The 19598-nt window shown below is 43.8% G+C and carries 25 protein-coding genes; 22 read left to right on the forward strand and 3 right to left on the reverse strand.

Annotated elements, in window-relative coordinates; all coding sequences use genetic code 11:
* On the forward strand, positions 1 to 630 hold a 630-nt coding region (locus tag A6049_RS03170; RefSeq protein WP_275078606.1), incomplete at its 5' end, for an ATP-dependent helicase C-terminal domain-containing protein.
* Here the strand turns inward: A6049_RS03170 and A6049_RS33165 are convergent.
* Positions 614 to 766 carry a hypothetical protein gene (locus tag A6049_RS33165; protein ID WP_161490537.1) on the reverse strand — a complete coding sequence of 51 codons (153 nt, stop codon included), beginning with the start codon at positions 764 to 766 and terminating at the stop codon, positions 614 to 616. The genes A6049_RS03170 and A6049_RS33165 overlap by 17 nt on opposite strands.
* A gap of 121 nt (positions 767 to 887) precedes the next feature.
* Here A6049_RS33165 and A6049_RS03175 point away from each other — a divergent pair, with 121 nt between their 5' ends.
* The gene (locus A6049_RS03175; protein WP_063563227.1) at positions 888 to 1490 is read left to right on the forward strand and encodes a general stress protein; all 603 of its coding nucleotides are present in this window, start codon (positions 888 to 890) and stop codon (positions 1488 to 1490) included.
* Between the two features lie 140 nt (positions 1491 to 1630).
* Here the strand turns inward: A6049_RS03175 and A6049_RS03180 are convergent, their stop codons facing one another.
* Positions 1631 to 2041: a YidH family protein gene (locus A6049_RS03180; RefSeq protein WP_063563228.1), complete on the reverse strand. Its 411-nt coding sequence runs from the start codon at positions 2039 to 2041 to the stop codon at positions 1631 to 1633.
* Between the two features lie 61 nt (positions 2042 to 2102).
* Between A6049_RS03180 and A6049_RS03185 the strand changes: the two genes are divergently transcribed.
* From A6049_RS03185 to A6049_RS03220, 7 genes are all read left to right on the forward strand, one after another.
* Entirely contained in the window at positions 2103 to 3248 is a 1146-nt protein-coding gene (locus A6049_RS03185) for an acyltransferase (protein WP_063563229.1), read from the forward strand.
* A 335-nt stretch (positions 3249 to 3583) separates the two neighbouring features.
* Entirely contained in the window at positions 3584 to 3958 is a 375-nt protein-coding gene (locus A6049_RS03195; RefSeq protein ID WP_063563231.1) for a replication termination protein, read from the forward strand.
* Positions 3959 to 3960: 2 nt separating this feature from the next.
* Entirely contained in the window at positions 3961 to 4968 is a 1008-nt protein-coding gene (locus A6049_RS03200; RefSeq protein WP_063563232.1) for a Gfo/Idh/MocA family protein, read from the forward strand.
* Between the two features lie 286 nt (positions 4969 to 5254).
* Positions 5255 to 5695 carry a ribonuclease gene (locus A6049_RS03205; protein ID WP_063563233.1) on the forward strand — a complete coding sequence of 147 codons (441 nt, stop codon included), beginning with the start codon at positions 5255 to 5257 and terminating at the stop codon, positions 5693 to 5695.
* 12 nt (positions 5696 to 5707) lie between these two features.
* Positions 5708 to 5983, forward strand: a complete 276-nt coding sequence (locus A6049_RS03210) for a barstar family protein (protein ID WP_063563234.1) — start codon at positions 5708 to 5710, stop codon at positions 5981 to 5983.
* Between the two features lie 189 nt (positions 5984 to 6172).
* Positions 6173 to 7459, forward strand: a complete 1287-nt coding sequence (locus A6049_RS03215; protein WP_063563235.1) for an MFS transporter — start codon at positions 6173 to 6175, stop codon at positions 7457 to 7459.
* A gap of 110 nt (positions 7460 to 7569) precedes the next feature.
* Positions 7570 to 8253, forward strand: coding sequence for an ArsR/SmtB family transcription factor (locus A6049_RS03220; RefSeq protein WP_063563236.1), 684 nt, complete (start codon positions 7570 to 7572; stop codon positions 8251 to 8253).
* A 155-nt stretch (positions 8254 to 8408) separates the two neighbouring features.
* On the opposite strand, the gene A6049_RS03225 is transcribed toward A6049_RS03220, so the two are convergent.
* Positions 8409 to 8975 carry a TraR/DksA C4-type zinc finger protein gene (locus tag A6049_RS03225; RefSeq protein WP_063563237.1) on the reverse strand — a complete coding sequence of 189 codons (567 nt, stop codon included), beginning with the start codon at positions 8973 to 8975 and terminating at the stop codon, positions 8409 to 8411.
* Positions 8976 to 9180: 205 nt separating this feature from the next.
* Here A6049_RS03225 and A6049_RS03230 point away from each other — a divergent pair, with 205 nt between their 5' ends.
* The 13 genes from A6049_RS03230 to A6049_RS03290 all read left to right on the forward strand — a co-directional run bounded on the left by A6049_RS03230 (position 9181) and on the right by A6049_RS03290 (position 19548).
* Positions 9181 to 9558: a DivIVA domain-containing protein gene (locus tag A6049_RS03230; RefSeq protein WP_024630343.1), complete on the forward strand. Its 378-nt coding sequence runs from the start codon at positions 9181 to 9183 to the stop codon at positions 9556 to 9558.
* Positions 9559 to 9620: 62 nt separating this feature from the next.
* Positions 9621 to 10052 carry an Rrf2 family transcriptional regulator gene (locus A6049_RS03235; RefSeq protein WP_063563238.1) on the forward strand — a complete coding sequence of 144 codons (432 nt, stop codon included), beginning with the start codon at positions 9621 to 9623 and terminating at the stop codon, positions 10050 to 10052.
* 36 nt (positions 10053 to 10088) lie between these two features.
* Positions 10089 to 10586, forward strand: coding sequence for a metallophosphoesterase family protein (locus tag A6049_RS03240; protein WP_063563239.1), 498 nt, complete (start codon positions 10089 to 10091; stop codon positions 10584 to 10586).
* 231 nt (positions 10587 to 10817) lie between these two features.
* Positions 10818 to 11732 (forward strand): sugar phosphate isomerase/epimerase family protein, encoded by a 915-nt coding sequence (locus A6049_RS03245; RefSeq protein WP_063563240.1) that lies wholly within the window; start codon positions 10818 to 10820, stop codon positions 11730 to 11732.
* Positions 11729 to 12901, forward strand: coding sequence for a Gfo/Idh/MocA family protein (locus tag A6049_RS03250; RefSeq protein WP_063563241.1), 1173 nt, complete (start codon positions 11729 to 11731; stop codon positions 12899 to 12901). Before A6049_RS03245 ends, A6049_RS03250 begins: the two co-directional genes overlap by 4 nt.
* 94 nt (positions 12902 to 12995) lie before the next feature.
* Positions 12996 to 14093 (forward strand): Gfo/Idh/MocA family protein, encoded by a 1098-nt coding sequence (locus A6049_RS03255; protein ID WP_063563242.1) that lies wholly within the window; start codon positions 12996 to 12998, stop codon positions 14091 to 14093.
* A 204-nt stretch (positions 14094 to 14297) separates the two neighbouring features.
* Entirely contained in the window at positions 14298 to 14948 is a 651-nt protein-coding gene (locus A6049_RS03260; RefSeq protein WP_063563243.1) for a DUF1643 domain-containing protein, read from the forward strand.
* Between the two features lie 176 nt (positions 14949 to 15124).
* Positions 15125 to 15592: a hypothetical protein gene (locus A6049_RS03265; protein ID WP_063563244.1), complete on the forward strand. Its 468-nt coding sequence runs from the start codon at positions 15125 to 15127 to the stop codon at positions 15590 to 15592.
* A 189-nt stretch (positions 15593 to 15781) separates the two neighbouring features.
* Positions 15782 to 16258 (forward strand): GNAT family N-acetyltransferase, encoded by a 477-nt coding sequence (locus A6049_RS03270; RefSeq protein ID WP_063563245.1) that lies wholly within the window; start codon positions 15782 to 15784, stop codon positions 16256 to 16258.
* Positions 16259 to 16504: 246 nt separating this feature from the next.
* Positions 16505 to 17287 carry a nucleoside phosphorylase gene (locus A6049_RS03275; protein WP_063563246.1) on the forward strand — a complete coding sequence of 261 codons (783 nt, stop codon included), beginning with the start codon at positions 16505 to 16507 and terminating at the stop codon, positions 17285 to 17287.
* A 264-nt stretch (positions 17288 to 17551) separates the two neighbouring features.
* On the forward strand, positions 17552 to 18205 hold the full coding sequence (locus A6049_RS03280) for a lysozyme inhibitor LprI family protein (RefSeq protein ID WP_063563247.1): 654 nt from the start codon (positions 17552 to 17554) through the stop codon (positions 18203 to 18205).
* A gap of 245 nt (positions 18206 to 18450) precedes the next feature.
* A complete protein-coding gene (locus A6049_RS03285; RefSeq protein WP_063563248.1) occupies positions 18451 to 18828 on the forward strand; it encodes a VOC family protein in 378 nt (125 codons plus the stop codon).
* Between the two features lie 291 nt (positions 18829 to 19119).
* Positions 19120 to 19548, forward strand: coding sequence for an NUDIX hydrolase (locus A6049_RS03290; RefSeq protein WP_063563249.1), 429 nt, complete (start codon positions 19120 to 19122; stop codon positions 19546 to 19548).
* Positions 19549 to 19598 lie beyond the last annotated feature (50 nt).

Genomic DNA, 19598 nt, shown 5'->3' on the forward strand with positions numbered 1-19598 from the left:
GGCATTGCACAGCCACCCGAAGATCAGGTGCTCGAAGCATTACTCTCGGGAATACGTATCGAAGGGCTGGATTGTTTGCCTTGGACAAAATCATCACGACAGCTGGCGGACAGGATGCGCTTTTTACATCATCATTTGCCAGAATGGCCTGATCTCATCGAAGATCATCTGACCGAAGAACTGGCAGAACATCTCAGCCCTTTTCTAACAGGCATGCGATCTGCTGCGGATCTCAAGAGATTGTCGATGCAGGATGTGCTGCTCGGCGGACTGAGCTGGGAACAGCGACAGCAATTGGATCGTGAAGCGCCTACACATATTCAGGTGCCTAGTGGTTCACGTATTCCGGTGGACTACAGCCGACCTGAAGATCCTACGCTCGCGGTGAGACTGCAGGAGATGTTTGGACAGCAGGAGACCCCGCGTATTGGCGGTGGTCGAGTACCACTGACCATACACTTGCTTTCCCCGGCGCAGCGGCCTGTACAGGTCACACGAGATCTGGCGAACTTTTGGCGGGAGACTTATTTTGAGGTGAAGAAAGACTTGAAAGGTCGTTATCCCAAGCATTATTGGCCGGATGACCCGCTGGAAGCGATTGCTACTAACCGAGCTAAACCACGAGTTTAGCTAGAATGTGTTTGCCAGCCTCGGTCTGGAAGTTGGGTCTGAACGTGCTCTGAATGGGCGAGTATGCGATCGGCAGATTAGGCGTCTTGAGCACTAACGAACCACGTGCAGGCCCTAGCGCGGTGACTCGCCGCATATCAATGGTCGGCCATCCTCCTAGGCCTTCAAGGATAAGATATTGTGGTGGAAGCGTTTGAAAGAAAACAAAGCGGGTAATAACATAGCGAACCACTCAATTAGATGAGGAGGGATTCACTATGCAGAAGAAAATCGTAGGTGTGTTTAATACAGAACGTGAGGCATCATCCGCAATCGAGGGACTGAAAGCGCAAGGATTTACTTCAGATGAAATCTCGGTAGTTACACAGGATCGGGATGAACTGAAGGCCATTCGCGAAGAGACGGGTACAAAAGCACCCGAAGGTGTAGCTGCAGGTGCGGCAACAGGCGGAGTGCTAGGTGGAGTAGCTGGATTGCTCGCTGGCATTGGAGCATTGGCGATTCCGGGCATCGGTCCTATTCTGGCGGCAGGCCCTATTGCCGCAGCCTTTACGGGTGCAGCTGTAGGTGCAGGAGCAGGCGGACTTGTAGGTGGACTCGTGGGTCTCGGCATTCCGGAAGAGGATGCAAGGCAGTATGAGGAATACGTGCAAAGTGGTAAAATCCTGCTACTCGTGGACTCTACGGATCGGGACACGGATGTTTATGACGTGTTCAGCAGTAACAGTTATGTGAACCGGGACAGAATCGATGTCAATCGGGATGATGTTACGGTTGAGCGCACGGATCTCGATATGGAAAATCAAAGATTGGAAGCTCGGGATAAGGCCGCTCGACTTGGCAACAATACTTTTCTATAATAAATCGGATCACCAAAGACAGGATTCTTCAACTGGAATGATATATGTGAACCATCAGGTGGTCATCAGCCGGTTTCCTTAGAGGAAGCCGGCTTTTGTTCCTGTGTATGATGCATAAATGAACGTCAGAGGTTCAGGTGTTAAACCTGCCAAGCAGGGAATAACAATACATACAGTAATACGGCCAGGGCCAGTCCAATCACCAGCAACATCAGTGTCAGGAACCGAATTAATTTCGTGGATGCCTGGAATGTTTGTGAATTAATCTGATTGCGTTTTCGGTGGTAAGCGGCTGCAGAACACAGGATGATCAGAATGCCGCTGACTAAGGAAGTAATACCAATGATGATTGCTGCGATATGGGCCATCCGATCATAGGCCGTTGAACTGAAGCCGAAGCCAGCTGCGAGAAAGCCAATGCCAACCATGGCAATGCCTGTACGAACCCAGGCCAGAAAGGTCCGCTCGTTAGCCAGATGCTGTTGTACATATTTGGAGTCAATGGTAGTTATGTCTTGGTCTGTATCTGAGATGTGAATCACCCCGTTCATCAATATATGGATTCATTGTACGTCGTTTTCATGGCAAAACCAAGAAAGGAGGCTGTCTGTTATGCCTCGTAAAGAACGAATTACAGAAATCGAGAGTCTGAGGGGAATTGCTTTTGCGGCGGTCGTCCTTCAGCATTCCATAGCACATTATTCACTGGTCCCAGAAGCGGGACTGGAAGATGGCGTATTGCTCGCCATCCTGCTGATGCTGTCCAAATTTGCAGTACCTCTATTTATTTTTATCACAGGCATGGTGCTTTTCTATAATACAGGAGACAAGTTGCATTATGGACGTTTCATGCAAAAGCGATTAACCGATGTAATCGTCCCCTATATTATTTGGTCACTGATCTACTTCACACTCGCGCCTCGCGGCTGGAACGGATTTGGTTGGCAGGATATTCCTGACCTTGGTTTAAAATTAATCACGGGTAAGACGACCTCGCATTTTTGGTACATTATTATGCTTATTCAGTTTTATCTGTTGTTTCCCCTGTTTTTGCGGGCAATCCGTTATGTCTATAACCGATATGAGGCGAAGGGGCGCACAATAGCTCTTCTGATTTCCGGTGTGGTGTACCTTGTGCTCGCGGATCAATTGCGAAATATCGCCAGGTTCATGGAATGGTTGAATGTCCCGGTGCTGACCGATGCCTTTACAACCTATGCCGATCGAAATTTTCTGTATTTCTTTTTTTATTTTGTGCTTGGTGCGGCAGCCGGGCTATCGGTTCAACGCTGGAATGAGTGGATTCAACGTTTGCGCTGGGGATATTGGACCGTGTTTATAGTCCTTGGTCTTCGGTTTATATATAAGTTAATGCAAGAGTTCCAGAAGCCGGAGGGCATACAGATTACATTCTATACCGTCAGTCTCATCCGGCCGGATATGATCTTATTCCTCATTGCTTCCATCATGGTGATGTACCAGCTGGCTGGCAAGCTCCACAATATCAGAGTAACACGATTGCTGGCGTGGATTGGCGGGGTTTCGTACGGGGGCTACCTGATGCACATGCTGATGTTGCGCTACAGCTACATTCCGGATGAACAGTTTTATGTGGCATTGGGTTTAAACCCCGTAGTGCGCATGATCATCACCTGGCTGCTGGCGCTTACGTTATCCTGCGTACTCACATGGCTCATCTCTCGCGTAAGCTGGGGCAAGTGGATTGTGGGAACTGTACCGAAGTCCAAACCTGATTAACAGGTGAATACATCATTATATGAAAAATTCAGAACAACAGTGAGTTGAAGGCCGATAAAGAGGACCGATAAAAATGAAGGCAGTAACCTGAAAAAAAAGTGACGCCAATACCACGACGAACACTTTTGAAATAAATTTTAAAATTTCATTACCTGAAAAATTCATAACAGAAAACTTCAAATCTCGCTCTACCTTACGTTTCTGCCTATCCATCATTTCTCCTTCTTGCCTTCCAACGCCCATGGATTAAAGGGAGAAGGACGGATAAAGATGGCAGAAGGGGAACATAAGTTTTATAATACTAGATATATAGAGCTGACAGGAGGGAAATGAACGTGGCTTTTATGATTGCGCAGCGGGCATTTATTAAGCTGTATCTGATTACGATGGTTGAACAGCATAGGGGATACGGCTATGAAATGCTGGAGGCAATGAAGCAGGAATTCAAAGCCTACGGTTATGTACCACCCCAGAGCGAGATATACCGGGCGCTGCATGAATTGGTTCAACAGGGTGTCTTTTATCGGACAAAGAAGCTGAAGGGCAGTGATCCCAAAGTCGATTTTCAGGAAATCGTTTTATATCACTTCACGGATGATGGTGCGGAGAAAGCTGAATTATATAAAAAACAGGTTAAGGCCGATCTCGATCGTTGTCTCGGCATGTTACACAAGGCAGAAGAGGACAATTACGGAGTGAAAGGAAGATAAGCATGGACAGACACTTACAGTGGGGAGTACTTGGTACATCCACAATCGCGAAAAATGCAGTCATTCCGGCGATTCAACAATCCGAACGTGGTGAGGTCTTGGCGATAGCCAGCCGCAGCAAGGAGAAGGCGGAAGCTCTTGCGAATGAACTCGACATTGCCAGAGCGTATGGCAGCTATGATGAACTCATTGCGGACCCGGATATTGAAGCTGTGTATATTCCTCTGCCGAACCATATGCATAAGGAGTGGACGATTAAGGCTGCTCAGGCTGGAAAACATGTATTATGTGAGAAACCGGCTGCTCTGAATTCAGATGAAGCGGCGGAAATGATTGAGGTATGTCAACAGCACGGCGTACTATTTGCAGAAGCCATTATGTATCGATACCATCCAAAGCACAGACGTGTGCAAGAGATAATAGCCAGTGGAGAGATTGGTACGGTCAGAGCCCTCCATGGCAATTTCACCTGCAATACCGCTGAGGATAAAGACAATGTAAGGTTCAAAAGGGAGATGGGCGGAGGATCATTATTTGATCTTGGCGTATATCCAATCTCGGCAGCCCGCATGTATCTGGGGCAGGAGCCGGAAGCGGTAACGGTACACGCTCTATTTTCGGAAGAACATGATGGCGTCGATATGATGGCTTCAGGACTTGTGGAGTTTCCCAATTCAGTAGCATTAACGTTTGACTGCGGCATGTGGGCCTCTGGAAGAGCCGAGATGGAGATTCTCGGTACCGATGGGCGGATTGAACTTCCTAAGGTGTTCGGCTGGGAGAATAGTGATATTCCACCACAGATTATCGTGCACACCGATTCCGTCAGCCGTGAGGAACGTGTATCGGTATCCAACTCCTATGTTTTGCAGGTGGAGACTTTTGCAGCCGCAGTGCTTGAAGGAAAAGCGCTACCGTTCAGTCCGCAAAATACCATTCAGAATATGCGTGTCATTGATGCATGCCTAGAATCGGCGCGAACCCGTCAACGGGTGCAGTTAGTGGATTAAAGCAGGAGCTAACATGCTAGCATGTTAGATGATAGGAAATGATCGAAATGGCAGACTCCATCCCCCGGGATGTGAGTCTTTTTTTATATTTAAATGTTATATTTATATATTTTCACAAAAATAGCAGTTGAATTTGATCTTTCCTCCAAAATGATGTGATATAAATAGTAAATAGATGGCTTGTTCACTATAATCTAGCAGAACGTACATCCTGGCAGAATTTACATCTCATATCACTTACATAGTAGCAACGTTCATCCATTTTAAGTCATTGGGAGGCGAATTTATGAAAAAGTTTTTGTCTACGGCTCTGCTTGCGGTTATGTTGACGATTGTTTTCTTCACAGGTTCACAGATCGCTCCGGTTGAACAGCAGAAGGCTTCAGCTGCAACGTGTACCATTATCAATACGTTTACTGGTGTGGCCAACTATCTCAGCGCCAACGGGCAACTGCCATGCAACTACATTACCAAAGCACAGGCAACGGCACTAGGCTGGGTTTCTTCTCAAGGCAACCTCGCTACGGTTGCTCCGGGCAAAAGTATCGGTGGAGACGTGTTTAGCAACCGGGAAGGCTTGCTTCCAGCAGCGAGTGGCCGTACTTGGCGTGAAGCGGATATCAACTACACTTCCGGTTTCCGTAATTCGGACCGCATCCTGTATTCCAGTGACGGCTTGATTTACAAAACGACAGACCACTACGCATCCTTTACTCGCTTGAAATAAGGAAGGACAGACATGAAGAGGGTAGTACTTAACGGTGAGGACTTTTACAGCACAACAGAACTGCATGAGCTATTGAAGCAAAAGCTTGAACTGCCAGACTTTTACGGTGCAAATCTGGACGCCTTGTGGGACTGCCTTACAGGCATGATTGAGCTGCCGCTTGAATTAACCTGGACGAACTACCAGATCAGCAAGGAACGGCTGGGTAGTGAGGCAGAGATGGTATACAAGTTGATGCTGGAGGCAGAAGAAGAGAGTATCGGATTTCAATTCAAGACTGAGGACTAGTACATGAACTACGAATCATAGCAGCAAATTTTGGTGCAAAGAGAACAGACCCTTCGGTCTGTTTTTTTGTGTTTTATAGGGATATACACAACGTTAAAAATATTTTCACGAAAGGGTTGATTTTCGCATATCATACGTTAAAATAAAATTAACATTAAAAATATTTTCACGTTGAGAGGCGGAGTAATCATGAGCGAAGGTACAGTCGCACGCAAACAAGGGATCGGGGAATTAATTCGGATTAAACCGTATGTGCAGTTTATGGTGAGCAAGGTAGTATCCAGATTCGGCGATTCGATTGATTCCATTGCCTATAGCTGGATGGTGTACATTTTGACAGGTTCAAAGCTGCTGATGGGAACACTGCTGGCAGTTAACTTTTTGCCAAGTATCTTTCTGGGGCTGTTTGTCGGAGCACTGGTTGATCGCATGTCGCCCAAAAAGGTGATTGTGCTCACGAATACTGGTCGAGGATTATTTGTTGGCATTACAGCACTATTATTTGGTCTGGGTGAGCTGCAAGTCTGGCATCTGTTCGTCATCACCATTCTGAATTCCCTTCTGGAATGTTTCGCGTCACCCGCTGAGGTATCCACTGTACCGCGATTACTTCCCAAATCAATGCTGCTGTCTGGTAATGCCATGGCATCATCTGCAACCCGGGTTGCAGAACTCGCAGGACTTGCAGTGGCGGGAACGTTAATTGCAACGGCAGGGATCACGTGGACGATATTGATCGATGCGGGCTTGTTTGCCTTAAGTGCACTCCTGATGAGCCGTGTGGGGTACCCGAAAACTTCAACATCATCTAACAATGATAATACGTCATTTGATTCATCTGATTCTCCTCCAGCAAGAAAAAGTATATTCTCTGAAATGACAGAAGCCTTTCATTTTATGCGTAAACATGTGTTGTTACTGATCGTCTCCATTCTGTTTGCCTTTGTTAACTTTTGTCTGATGCCATTCAATGTTCTTCGCACGCCATATGTCATTGAAACGTTGCACGCCGGAGCGGGAGGATTAAGTCTACTCAGTGGGTTGATTGTGGCAGGCATGGTACTGAGTGGCTTGTGGCTGTCTCATCGAGGATCGAATTACCGTAAAAGTGTGCTGGTCATTGTAGGCATTGTCATGTTGGGGCTCAGTTATGCCATGACTGCACTCCCGGCTTACATGACGTCCTACCAACTGCCTGTTGCTGCTGTCTTTTGTCTGATGATGGGTATGGGGATTCCACTCGCTACAACACCCCTTGCGTCCTATCTCATGGAAGTTACGCCTTCCGAGATGCTGGGCAGAGTGTATGCCCTTCAAACTATGCTCGTCGTGAGTGTTGCTCCATTAGGTAGCTTGGTTTCAGGAGCCCTTGCCGATTGGGTGGCATTGCCGATTCTATTTATCGTGTTTGGTGTTTTGCTTGCCATGTCAGCCGTTTTGGTGCTTCTAAGCAAGACTTTCCGCACCGTTCTATAAAAAGGCTTCCTCAAACGTGTTATCGCTAGCCTGTTTTGACCGAAACCCTGTCCGGACGGTATAATATACACATGATGGGCAACAGGTACCCCGGAAATGAGGATACAGGTATGCAGCGCAAAGTACTTTCAACGATTGAAGAAATCAAGGTCTACTCCGATCCGTATCGGATACAGATCTTGAATATGTTTAATAAACAGGGCAGACCCTCTACGGTTAAAGAGATCGCAGACCAGATGGGCGAAGTGCCAGCCAAGGTACATTATCATGTGAAGAAACTGGAGAAAATCGGTCTGCTTACCATCGTATCCACTCGTGAAATTAATGGAATCATCGCCAAATATTATGAGCCCTTCAAGGGAGAAATCCAGCTCCGTAACGAAGATGAAGAGAACTCACCTTTGAAGGAGGTATTTCGTTCCGAAACCTTCAAATTATTAAATGAAATGTTTGAGCAGAGCCGTCGGAGATTTATGAATCAGGCGGAAAACGGGGACCGTATGTTTATCTCAGATATGACGTTGTATGCTAGCCGGGAAGAAGTAGAGCAGTTGTACAACAACATTACGAAGATGTGTGAACCCTATTTAACGAAAGACAGGCATGATGCGGACCAAGAGGTCTTTCATTTATTCAGTTCCCTATCCAAAGATACGGTGAATAAGCCCGTTTCGGAAACCGCTGGAAAATTGAAAAAGAAGGCTTCACCCGATAAGGGCAAGTCTGTTGCGAAAACGTCAAGACCTGCTAAAAAGCAGAAGGAATCCTCGTCTGGTGGTCAGGCGGAAGAGTAATCGAAGCATATTCATCGTCATATTGAAGTTTCATCTGTGTAAAGATGATATGCCACCAAGAAAAAAGCCGCCATTGGCGGCTTTTTCATGCGTAATTTGGCATGATGGAAAACATGTACCTATTATTGCGAAAATGACCTTAATTCGTTCATAAACTACATGTTTTCATCATAATCTTTCACGTCACGTTTGGCTGCGGTTGCGGGGGAGTTCGATGTGCCATATTCCTCGACGGCTTCCCAGGCATCAGCGTTATCGAACTTGCCAGCATTGCGCTGTCTTACTTCTCCGGCACCGCTCGGCGGCATCGTCATGACTTGCTCCTCAACAGGCCGTTCGTTGCTTAACTCGCGGTTAGGCGTATCATCGATACAGTAGGCTGTGTAAGGGATCGCTTCGAGTCGTTCAAAGGGAATATCCTTACCACAGGTCACACAGGAGCCATACGTTCCTTGTTCGATTCGCTCCAACGCTTCGTTCACCTGATTGAACTCGTCGGTCAACGTATCATCTATCGCTAAGTCACGGCTTCGCTCAAACGTCTCCGTACCAGCATCTGCCGGGTGATTATCGTATGATGACAGCTCACCAGTTGAATCTTTCAGGGACTCGGCTGGAGCACCGTCTTCCATGCTGGATTCAAAATGGCGCTGTAGGTTTTCACGTTGTTCCAAGAGAGCGTTTTTCAGCTCTTGAAGTTGATCTTTGGTTAATGTACTCATAAGGACATGCTCCTTTCCCGCAATGGGGTTGTAGTCAGTCCTTACCCGAATTTCATAAGAAGCAATCAGTTTCGTGTGTAAAGAGGTTCGTTCGATTTTATATCTGACGGATAATGTGTTATAAAAAATATAGAGAGAAAATGCGGCGGTATCGAAGATCTTCTTGTGCTTACCGCGGCGCGTTTGATAATGGAGGGTTGTCAATATGGATGAGCATATGAAACGAAGATTGGACAAACAAAGACAATTGTTCAAGCAATTGGGCGTGCAGCTCGACGCTTTATCGATTCATGAAAAACAATTCAACTATAAACTTCGTGGTTATGATCCGGATGAGGTGGATGCCTATCTTGATTTGGTTATTAAAGATTACGAACGTTTCTATGCCAATATAGCGGATCTGATGGACAAGTGGCAAGAGCAGCAGTTAACGATTCGGGATCTGAAGTCGTCGGCGAAGCCAGTGGAAGATCCAACGAAGATTGATCGCAAACAACTGGATGATATTGTGAAACAATTGGAGTACAGCGTTCGGCAATTAAAAATCCGGGCACGCCCTGAACAGGACCTGTTCTCCGAGTAAGTCTACACATCCGGGATGATATAAAATTAGCATTATAATGCTGGAATAAAAGGTGGTTAATCATGAGTACTCATTTTTCGGTCAGTGTGCATTGTTTGTTGTTGTTGTCTTTCAGCGCGCCTGAACGAATCACTTCGGCACTGATTGCAGGTAGTGTGAATACCAACCCTGTCGTGGTCAGACGTATTCTCGGTGGGTTGAAAAAGGCAGGACTTGTGGACTCCTCACCAGGAACAAGAGGATTTTACCTCGCCAAACCCTCAAGCGAAATCACATTAGCCATGATCTATCAGGCTGCCAAGGATGAAGGGCCATTGTTTCCGATTCATGGTAACTGTAATCCGAATTGTGATGTTGGCCTTCGTATTGACAGCCTTCTGACCAATCTGTATCAGGTTGCCGAAGCAAAGGTGGAACAGTTCTTCGCATCCATTACTCTTGAAGATATGGAGCGTTCCTGTTCCCAGCTTGAAGTTCCATCACATGCCGAATAAAGCGTAATGTAAGGGAAAGGGAAGGTGTGCTGTACTATGAAAATTATTGTCATCTCGGACACTCATTTACCTCGAAGAGCACGTAAGTTACCCGATCCCTTGGTTGAGGCGCTATCAGATGCTGATCTGATTCTCCATGCCGGGGATTGGTCGGACTGGAGTGTACACAAGCTGCTCAGCGCTTACGCCCCCATTGAAGGTGTTGCAGGCAATACGGACCCGCCTGAAATAGGTCAAAAACTCGGGTTCTCCCGCATCGTTGAAGCGGACGGTTTGCGTCTTGGTCTTGTACATGGTCATCTGGGATCGAAGTCTACAGAGCAGAATGCGATTCACACTTTTGCAGGACAGCAGGTGGATGCTGTGATTTTTGGACATTCGCACATTCCAGTGATGCATACGGTCAATGATGTGCTGATATTTAATCCGGGCTCTCCTACGGATCGGCGCTTTCAGCCCCAATATTCTTTTGGTATCATGACTACAAATTTAGGGAAATTGCAGGCGGAACATGTTTTTTATGATGTAAAATAGAAGTTGCAAACCAGGCATCTCGAATCAGAAGGATCTTCTGTTATTCGGGGTGCTTTTTGTTATGTATGCATTCAAAAGGGAACTTGCAAGTTATCTCTGAATGGGGAATATGGTCCGCTGTTTATCTGTCATTCATCTCTTCTCGTTGCCCCCTATGGTGGCCTTCGTATGAATGATACAATGCGTTTACAACAATAAATTGAATACGTTTACATAAGGAGATGAATGTTGATGAAATTGTCTGTATTCACTGTTGCCACACCGGACTTGACCGCAGAAGAATTGGCTTCTGCTGCAGCCGCAGCAGGCATTGAAGGGATCGAATGGAGATATCGTGGAATACCGGCGGATGCTTTGTCCGAAGAACCTTCTTATTGGAGACATAATCGTTGCTCGATAGATCCGGATCAATGGGAGGAACAGGTACCGGAATTTCGTGAAGCGGCAAAAAAGCATGGCAGACAGTCGATTGCATTGGTGCCATATCTGAGCTGTGGAGATCTGCTTGCCACGGAGCAAGCATTTCAAACTGCACAAGCCTTAGGAGCATCCATAATGCGTGTTGGGGTTCCCGGTTATGATCGCAAAACCAGCTATCCTGAATTATACAAACAAGCTGTGCATTATCTGAACGAGGTTCAAGAGATGGCCCAACAGTATAAGGTAAAAGCTGTAGTAGAAACCCATCATCAAACGATTGCCCCCACTGCATCACTAGCTTATCGGCTCGTGCAATCGCTGGATTCACAGCATGTAGGGGTGTTGTACGATCCAGGCAACATGGTGCATGAAGGATATGAGAACCATCGTATGGGACTGGAATTACTGGGACCTTATCTGGCACATGTGCATGTGAAGAATGCGGCTTGGTTCAAGGATGAATCAAACAAGAATTCGAATTCCAGTGTGAATGAACAAAATACAGAAATCTTGCTAACATCAAACTGGCATTGTCAGTGGGCCCCCTTGACTGATGGCGTGGTGAACTGGTTGCAAGTATTCCGTGACCTTAAATCCGTTGGGTATGATGGATATTACGGGATTGAGGATTTTAGCGGGGTCTGGCAATCGAAGGCGATGTTACAGCATTTTGCAGATGTTTTTGCCGAAATTGAACGTCGTGTGGAAGAGGAGGTACAGGTATGAGTTTGGTTCGAGTAGCCGTTATTGGAATTGGGAATATGGGTGCAGCCCATGCCAGAACGTTGGTAGCAGGAGAGGTACCTGGTGCAGAACTGGTGGCTGTGTGTGATGTGAGACAAGAAATGGAGAGCTGGGTATCCAGCAACCTTCCGGCTTCAGTCACCTATTGGCAGGATGCGGAGCAGATGATGTCATCAGGGACGATTGATGCGGTAATTATAGCAACCCCGCATTATGACCATCCCGAAAAGGCCATTCAGGCTTTTCAGAATGGTTTGCATGTCATGATTGAGAAACCTGCCGGAGTGTACACCAAACAGGTACGCAAGATGAATGAAGCCGCGGCTACCAGCGGCAAAGTGTTTTCCATGATGTATAACCAGCGAACCAACCCTTTATATATCAAACTAAAAGATCTAATTGCCTCGGGAGAACTGGGTGAGATACGTCGCACCAACTGGATTATTACGAACTGGTATCGCTCCCAGAGTTATTATGATTCAGGCGGTTGGCGGGCAACGTGGGCTGGTGAAGGGGGCGGTGTCCTGATCAACCAAGACCCTCATCAACTGGACCTGTGGCAATGGACCATTGGCATGATGCCGGTGCGTATGCGTGCCTTCTGTTCATTCGGCAAATACCGGAACATTGAAGTAGAAGATGATGTAACGGCATATGTCGAGTATGAAAATGGAGCAACAGGTGTATTCGTGACCACAACGGGGGAAGCACCAGGCACCAACCGATTCGAGGTCAATGGAGATCGTGGGAAAATTGTCATTGAAGATGGTCAGTTGACCTTTTGGCGTCTTCGTGAACCCGAGCCTGAATTCAATCAGAGATTTACCGGAGGATTTGGACAGCCGGAATGCTGGAAATGCGAGGTGCCGATTACCGGTGTGGAAACCGGACATCCTGGCCTGATTCGCAACTGGATCGATGCTATCTTGAACGGGACACCGCTCATTGCTCCCGGTGAAGAGGGTATCCATGGTTTGACTTTGTCTAATGCTATGCTGCTGTCAACCTGGACGGATAACTGGGTAGATCTGCCGATCGATGAGAATTTGTTCTATGAGCATTTGCAGCAGCGGATTGCCAGTTCAAATACAAAGAAAGACAAGGCAGAGAGTGGTAGTCAACCTGCTGATCTGTCAAAGACATTTAAGTAAGTGGAACTTATACACCAGGCTGAACTTAAGGCGTGTACAGGATAACTGAACCGATAAACGGAAAATCCAATTGAATTGGAAAGGTGGAGAAGGTATGGCTAAAGACGGCATGTTTTATGCACCAAAGAGTCTGAAAAAAGAGATCGTATGCGGTCCAGGTGAGTTTACCATTGCTGCTGTAGCGTTGGACCATGGACATATCTACGGTATGGTTGGCGGGCTGGTGGAGGCTGGGGCAACGCTCAAATGGGTATATGATCCTGACCCAGCTAAAGTCGAGGCTTTTCGGAAACAGTTCCCGCAGGCACAGATCGCGGCATCTGAAGCGGAGGTACTTGCTGATGATGAAGTGCAGCTCGTAGCCGGAGCAGCCATTACATCGGAGCGTGCGCCACTCGGCATGAGAGTCATGGCCGCAGGCAAAGATTATTTTACGGACAAAGCTCCTTTTACTACACTGGATCAACTGGCCCTTGCGCGTGAAGAGGTTAAATGCACTGGGAAGAAGTATATGGTCTATTACAGTGAGCGTCTGCACGTGGAAAGTGCGATCTATGCCGGACAACTGATCGAACAGGGAGCGATCGGCAAGGTTGTACAGGTTATGGGGACAGGACCGCATCGATTGAATGCGGGTGGTCGGCCTGAATGGTTCTTCCAGCATGAAAAGTATGGCGGCATCCTCTGTGATATTGGAAGTCATCAGATCGAGCAGTTTCTGACCTTTGCTTCATGTACCGATGCAGAAGTGGCCTTCAGTCGGGTGAACAATTTCAATCATCCACAATTCCCAGAACTAGAGGACTTTGGCGAAGCATCACTTATCGGCAACAACGGGGCTTCCGGTTACTTCCGCGTAGACTGGTTTACACCGGATGGTCTGGGTACATGGGGCGATGGGCGAACGGTTATTTTGGGAACGGACGGATACATTGAGCTGCGTAAGTATATCGACGTGGCCAGAGAGCCTGAGGGTGATCAGGTGTACCTGGTTAACCATGAAGGGGAATACCATTATAGCGTCAAAGGAAAGGTTGGTTATCCATTCTTCGGTGAACTGATCCGGGATTGTCTGGATCGAACAGAGAATGCGATGACACAGGAGCATGCGTTTAAAGCGGCAGAACTCTGCTTAATTGCACAGCATAAGGCAATGAGTGAGAGAGTGGTAAGGAGCAGTGGTGGGAAGTAAAGGGTTTTATTTAAGATAGTAATAGAATATGTAGGTGGAGAGCGGCCTGATGTAAAGGCCGCTCTTTTGTTTGTTGTAGTACCTTCGCAAATGGAACAATATGGTTTATTATGTATGTAGTTCAGAAATTGGCTTGATTGTGTGTTGTTTATGAAGTACATAAATTAGATGTTATAAGAAATTGGCATAGAGAGAAGAGATTCAATGGAAACCTATGCTCACTTTGTATCAAAGCAAACCGATCAAGGGATAAAAATATTCAGACACCATACAGAATTTCGGTCTACGAACGGTTCTGGGAAGGTAATAGGTTTGATTGTAATGATGAATCCAGGGAACGCGAGACCTGTTGATGACGTTCTTTTTGATAGGCTCGAAAATTCTGAATATGAAACTGAAGAGCAGGTTCTCACAATGCCGGATAATACAATGAAAAAGGTTATGAGTATGATTCAAAAAGCTTACAAAAATAATGGGATTACATTTCCAAATCAATATTCAATGCATATTGAAAACATATTTAACATTCGTGAGAAAGAAAGTGATATGGCAAAAAGATATGCAAAAAGTATAAATGGAATAGATCATTTAATGTTTAAATGTAGAGAATTATTAAATAACTATGATTTCGTATTTTTTGCTTGGGGCAAGTTAGATATAGCCTTAGAACGGCAAAAGAATTTATTTGATAAATATCCTCAAGCAATAGTCGTAAATAGATTGAATTATAAAGGCACTCTAATGGATGTGAACTATCCAGTACATCCCTTATACATGAATACGGAATATTTTTTAGAGGCGTCAAAGAACAAATTGAATGTTAGATTAATCGCAGAAGATGCCAACATCTTATAACATAATATTCAAGCAGCGGCTCCGATGGAGGCGTGGTCTGCAAGATGGATTTCGAAAAGGGATTTCAGCCGACAACCCCTTCGGGGTTCATGAATACAGGAACGTTATAGGAAATTAGCAAACACATAAAGAAAATTTATTTTATCTAACATATTTTTTTGTGAGGAAGTGATTGAGTGAATAAAGACATTCTACTTGAATGGGATAGTAAGCATAGTGCAATGAAACGCACGAAAGAACATTACTGGAAGACCTATAGGAAGTGGCGTGATGAAAACAAAGGCGATTATCATGATACTTTTAAGGGCAAATTATATGATGAATTTATAAGTCTTGAAGAGCGTGCCATATACCTAAAATATAGTTTTAACACAACAGAAGCTGTGGTATTTTGCTCGATTAATATCTTTTACATAGAAGAGCATATAGGAACCTATGATATAGAGTTCTTTTTGAACGGTGAGATCGCTGATGATTATCTCGATTTTGGAAACGTATTATTTAAAGATAGGATTATTAAAGTAAAGCATAATTTGAAGACTGCAAAAAGCGCTCTAAAACTAGGACTTGAACTATCAGACATTATGAAAATCACAGGAATTCCACTCAAATATATAGAATTATTAAAAGAAAAATATAGTTGATATTAAGAGAATGGTACAAGAGGGATTGGTGATTCGAAGAAGCCGCTGACATCCTATAACATAATATTCACACTGAGGACATTTGTCCTTGGTCCGGCATGCGCCGGACACTCAGCATACGCTAAGTCGTGAATATAGGAACGTTATCGGAAATAACATGAATATATAAATTAGAGCGGAGAACATCAAATGAAATTTGAAATAATTCAAGCAAACAAAGAATGTAAGGAAGTTTTGGCGAATTTGATGCAGTTTTATATTTATGACTTTTCAGAATTTATAAAATGCGATGTTGAAGAAGATGGGCTATACGGAGCTTATCCATTAGAAGATTACTGGATAGAAAAGAATCATAGATTTCCATATCTAATTAAACAAAATAATAAGTATGTGGGTTTTGTATTGGTAAGATTAATTGAAACGGCTGAACGTGATTACTATTCAATTGCTGAATTTTTTATATTAAAGAAATATAGACGAGAAGGGATTGGCAAAGCTGTAGCTGCTCGTATTTTTGATTTATATAAAGGACAATGGGAAGTCTATCAGATCGAAGGAAACAAATCGGCTCAGATATTCTGGAATAAAACCATTGATGAATATACAAAAGGGCAATTTAAAGAGCGGATAGAGAATGGAAGAAGAATACAGAATTTTATTAGTTGATTCAAGGGATCATGTTACATCTGATAACATTGCATCACACATCGGTCGCTACGCTCCCTTGGTCACCAAGAAGAGTTTCGTAGAAGCTGAATCAGGTGACACAGACACATCCAATCGGCTAAGTGGCAGAGCCACCCGGACCTACGGCCCTTAAGCCGATTGAACGTCCGTAATACGCGAACGTTATATGTAATAGCTGCAAAGAAATAATAAAAAAAATTTAAATTACTTTGGAGGTAAGTCGAGATGGAAAGCAGAAAAATCGATAGTAATGAATTCCCGATATTGGAATTTGATGAATCGCGAGTTGCAATAATAGAGGCAACTAATTTTATCAAGCCAAAAGAAGAATTTGAATACTGTGTAATAACATTTTTTCGAGATGTAATTGAAAAAATGAAAACGGAGGGAAAGTTGAAAGAAGTTGCATCTCTACATTGCGAGACTGTAGATTTGCCAATATATGAAACATATTATCAAGGAAAAAAAGTACATATTACTTTGGGGTATTTAGGAGCTGCAGGTTCAGCAGGATTCTTAGAAGAACTGATAGCCTATGGTTTTCAGAAATTTATAGTATGTGGTGGTGCAGGTGTATTACAGAAAGACATTGCTGTTGGACATGTAATAGTACCAGTTTCGGCAGTGAGAGATGAAGGAGTATCATACCATTACATTAAGCCATCAAGAGAAGTTGAATGTAATCTAGAGGTATTAAAATTCATAGAGGACGATTTTAATATACATAATATAAGGTATATTAAGGCCAAAACTTGGACGACAGATTCATTTTATAGAGAGACTAAAGAAAAGGTTGAGTTGCGGAAAGCAGAAGGGTGTGTAACTGTAGAAATGGAAGCAGCAGCATTTATGGCTGTTTCACAATTTAGAAATGTAAAATTAGGTGTTATCTTGTATGGCGGTGATGATTTAAGTGGTGTCGAATGGGATAGTCGAAGTTGGAATAGCAGATCAGAAATAAGAGAAAACCTTGTTCAAATATCAATGCGGATATGCAGTTCTTTATAACTGAAATAGCTATAATCCATTTATTAATGCATTTATTAAAAGGGAAATGCTAAATAGACAACACCGTATTCACGCTGCGGCCCCTGATGGGTCTTTGGTCTGCAAGGCGCATTTCGGAGAAGTGGATTCAGCAGACAACCCTGCGAGGCTAAGTGGCTGAGCCACGGGATCTTAGCGGACCTTAAGCCTCTCGGGTTCGTGAATACAACAACGTTATGCGCCATTACCGGTAAATATTAAAGATAATCTTTAAGGAGATAATTTATGAAAGGTAAGCTACTCTTCTTATTTTTTATTACGATAATGTTTTCATCTTGTCAAAATATTAGTCAATCGACTACTTTGAATAGCGAAACTAAATCAATAATGAATTCTGAACTGCCTCCTGATGTAGAGAGTAAAGGTAATGGAACAGAATCGAAAGAAATAACTGAAGGTCGATCAGAGCCTTCTAACAATGAAGTGTTATCCATGAGAATTGGGAACTACGATTTGAAAGGAGAATTTTATGATGAAATGCTTCGAAATCCTATAGATCATGATTATGAATTAGAATTTAATGAATTTCAAAATTCCAAAGAGATTATTACAACAATGGGATGGGGAGCGTTGGAAAGTAAATATACAGAAATTTGGGATGAAGAGTTGAATCAAATATATAAAAAGCTTCTTTCTAAGTTGGATAGAGAATCAAGAGAAGCACTAATCGAATCGCAGAAAGAATGGTTACAGTATCACTTAAGGGAAACAAAATTTGTAGAGAAGACATTTATTAATAATGGTTACCTTGGATCAAAAGGATCGGTAAGCCTAGGCACGGTTATACGGGAGAGAATTAGGGAAAGAACAATGCAATTATTTGAATATCGACATTTGCTAGATGGTGAAGTTGAGTTTTTATACCAAAGTAAAAAATAGAGTTGGAATCTTGATCAAAGGTTTCTAGGTGATGCTTCGAAGACAGTAACGGCGCATAACAATGTATTCATGTTGTGGGCTAGCACCCGTTGGTTGTCAGATGTATAATCATGGAACAACACTCAGACAACAAACGAGCCAGTCTAAGATAATTGCTATCTAAGGCTGGCTCGTTTCGTGAATACGAGAATGTATATGAAACTGGTTAAACCCTGAAAAAACACAAAACCCAGGAGGAAATTTTTTTGAATAACTTGATTGAGAATGTTGATCATATTCAAATACCTGTTAAAGACGTTGATCAGGCTTTAGGATGGTATAGTGAAGTGTTAGGATTAGAACTACTGAGAGTTTATCCTCATGCAGCATGGCTGAAATTCAATTCAGGCCCTGTACTGATGCTTCACTTCAGTTCGAAAAATGATAAGACATTATGGTTATCCAATGATGGTTTTCCTATGCCATCATTTATGTTTCTAACAAAGGACATTGAATTATTACACACAACGTTACAAACACATGATGTAAAGATAAGACTATATGAAGATCATGGGTTTGGATGGGTAATTAAGTTTACAGACCCATTTGGAAATGAGTTAGGAGCATATCAACCAAAGAAATGACCGCAATATAAAGAGAATCTGTAAATATATCAAGAAAGAGCCAGCATTATATAACACCGCATTCACGCGGTGGGTCGTATCGCGCCCCTTGGTCCGCCCGAGGATTTTCAAAGAGGTGGAGTCAGTCGGATAACCCAGCACCACCTAACCGCATCGCGGCCTTATGATCTGGGAGGCTAAGATAAGATCTATCTAATGCTTTCAGATTTACTTAAGGTGGTGAGGATTCGTGAATGAAGTAAAGTTATATAAAAGATAATCAGATCTAAATCAGAAGGGAAGCCAAACATAATGATCAGAGTTGATGTAGCTTATTCCTTAATTACTGACCCAACCAATTCCAAAATATTAATGGTAAGGAATGTAGATGATTCTAGTGACCGATGGTCACTTCCAGGCGGCGCTGTTGAAAGAGAAGAAGCATTAGACCAAGCAGCAATAAGGGAAGCTAAAGAAGAAACTGGACTAGATATTAAAGTTCATGGAATAGTGGCAGTAAATGAATGTAAATTTCCGGAAAAAGAAGAACATGTAATATTTATAACATTTAAAGGTGAGGTAATTGGTGGGAATGAAGAAATAGTTAGACCTAATGAAATTTCTGAGATAGCTTGGATTGATATAGAGAAGGCTGAACAATTAATGCCTTATTATAAAGAGGGAGTAAGAAGATTAATAGATGGATATGAAATAACATATTTTAACGAAGGCAATAAGTAATTTTGTTAGTTGTTCGCGAGGTCCATTTCCCTAAGATACGAGCTCTCTAA

The sequence above is a fragment of the Paenibacillus sp. O199 genome (assembly GCF_001636635.1).
GTDB lineage: Bacteria > Bacillota > Bacilli > Paenibacillales > Paenibacillaceae > Paenibacillus > Paenibacillus marchantiae.

Coding starts and splice junctions, on each gene's coding strand:
- A6049_RS33165 (WP_161490537.1), bottom strand. CDS start 766: ATGCGGCGAGTCACCGCGCTAGGGCCTGCACGTGGTTCGTTAGTGCTC.
- A6049_RS03175 (WP_063563227.1), top strand. CDS start 888: ATGCAGAAGAAAATCGTAGGTGTGTTTAATACAGAACGTGAGGCATCA.
- A6049_RS03180 (WP_063563228.1), bottom strand. CDS start 2,041: ATGAACGGGGTGATTCACATCTCAGATACAGACCAAGACATAACTACC.
- A6049_RS03185 (WP_063563229.1), top strand. CDS start 2,103: ATGCCTCGTAAAGAACGAATTACAGAAATCGAGAGTCTGAGGGGAATT.
- A6049_RS03200 (WP_063563232.1), top strand. CDS start 3,961: ATGGACAGACACTTACAGTGGGGAGTACTTGGTACATCCACAATCGCG.
- A6049_RS03205 (WP_063563233.1), top strand. CDS start 5,255: ATGAAAAAGTTTTTGTCTACGGCTCTGCTTGCGGTTATGTTGACGATT.
- A6049_RS03210 (WP_063563234.1), top strand. CDS start 5,708: ATGAAGAGGGTAGTACTTAACGGTGAGGACTTTTACAGCACAACAGAA.
- A6049_RS03215 (WP_063563235.1), top strand. CDS start 6,173: ATGAGCGAAGGTACAGTCGCACGCAAACAAGGGATCGGGGAATTAATT.
- A6049_RS03220 (WP_063563236.1), top strand. CDS start 7,570: ATGCAGCGCAAAGTACTTTCAACGATTGAAGAAATCAAGGTCTACTCC.
- A6049_RS03225 (WP_063563237.1), bottom strand. CDS start 8,975: ATGAGTACATTAACCAAAGATCAACTTCAAGAGCTGAAAAACGCTCTC.
- A6049_RS03230 (WP_024630343.1), top strand. CDS start 9,181: ATGGATGAGCATATGAAACGAAGATTGGACAAACAAAGACAATTGTTC.
- A6049_RS03235 (WP_063563238.1), top strand. CDS start 9,621: ATGAGTACTCATTTTTCGGTCAGTGTGCATTGTTTGTTGTTGTTGTCT.
- A6049_RS03240 (WP_063563239.1), top strand. CDS start 10,089: ATGAAAATTATTGTCATCTCGGACACTCATTTACCTCGAAGAGCACGT.
- A6049_RS03245 (WP_063563240.1), top strand. CDS start 10,818: ATGAAATTGTCTGTATTCACTGTTGCCACACCGGACTTGACCGCAGAA.
- A6049_RS03250 (WP_063563241.1), top strand. CDS start 11,729: ATGAGTTTGGTTCGAGTAGCCGTTATTGGAATTGGGAATATGGGTGCA.
- A6049_RS03255 (WP_063563242.1), top strand. CDS start 12,996: ATGGCTAAAGACGGCATGTTTTATGCACCAAAGAGTCTGAAAAAAGAG.
- A6049_RS03260 (WP_063563243.1), top strand. CDS start 14,298: ATGGAAACCTATGCTCACTTTGTATCAAAGCAAACCGATCAAGGGATA.
- A6049_RS03270 (WP_063563245.1), top strand. CDS start 15,782: ATGAAATTTGAAATAATTCAAGCAAACAAAGAATGTAAGGAAGTTTTG.
- A6049_RS03275 (WP_063563246.1), top strand. CDS start 16,505: ATGGAAAGCAGAAAAATCGATAGTAATGAATTCCCGATATTGGAATTT.
- A6049_RS03280 (WP_063563247.1), top strand. CDS start 17,552: ATGAAAGGTAAGCTACTCTTCTTATTTTTTATTACGATAATGTTTTCA.
- A6049_RS03290 (WP_063563249.1), top strand. CDS start 19,120: ATGATCAGAGTTGATGTAGCTTATTCCTTAATTACTGACCCAACCAAT.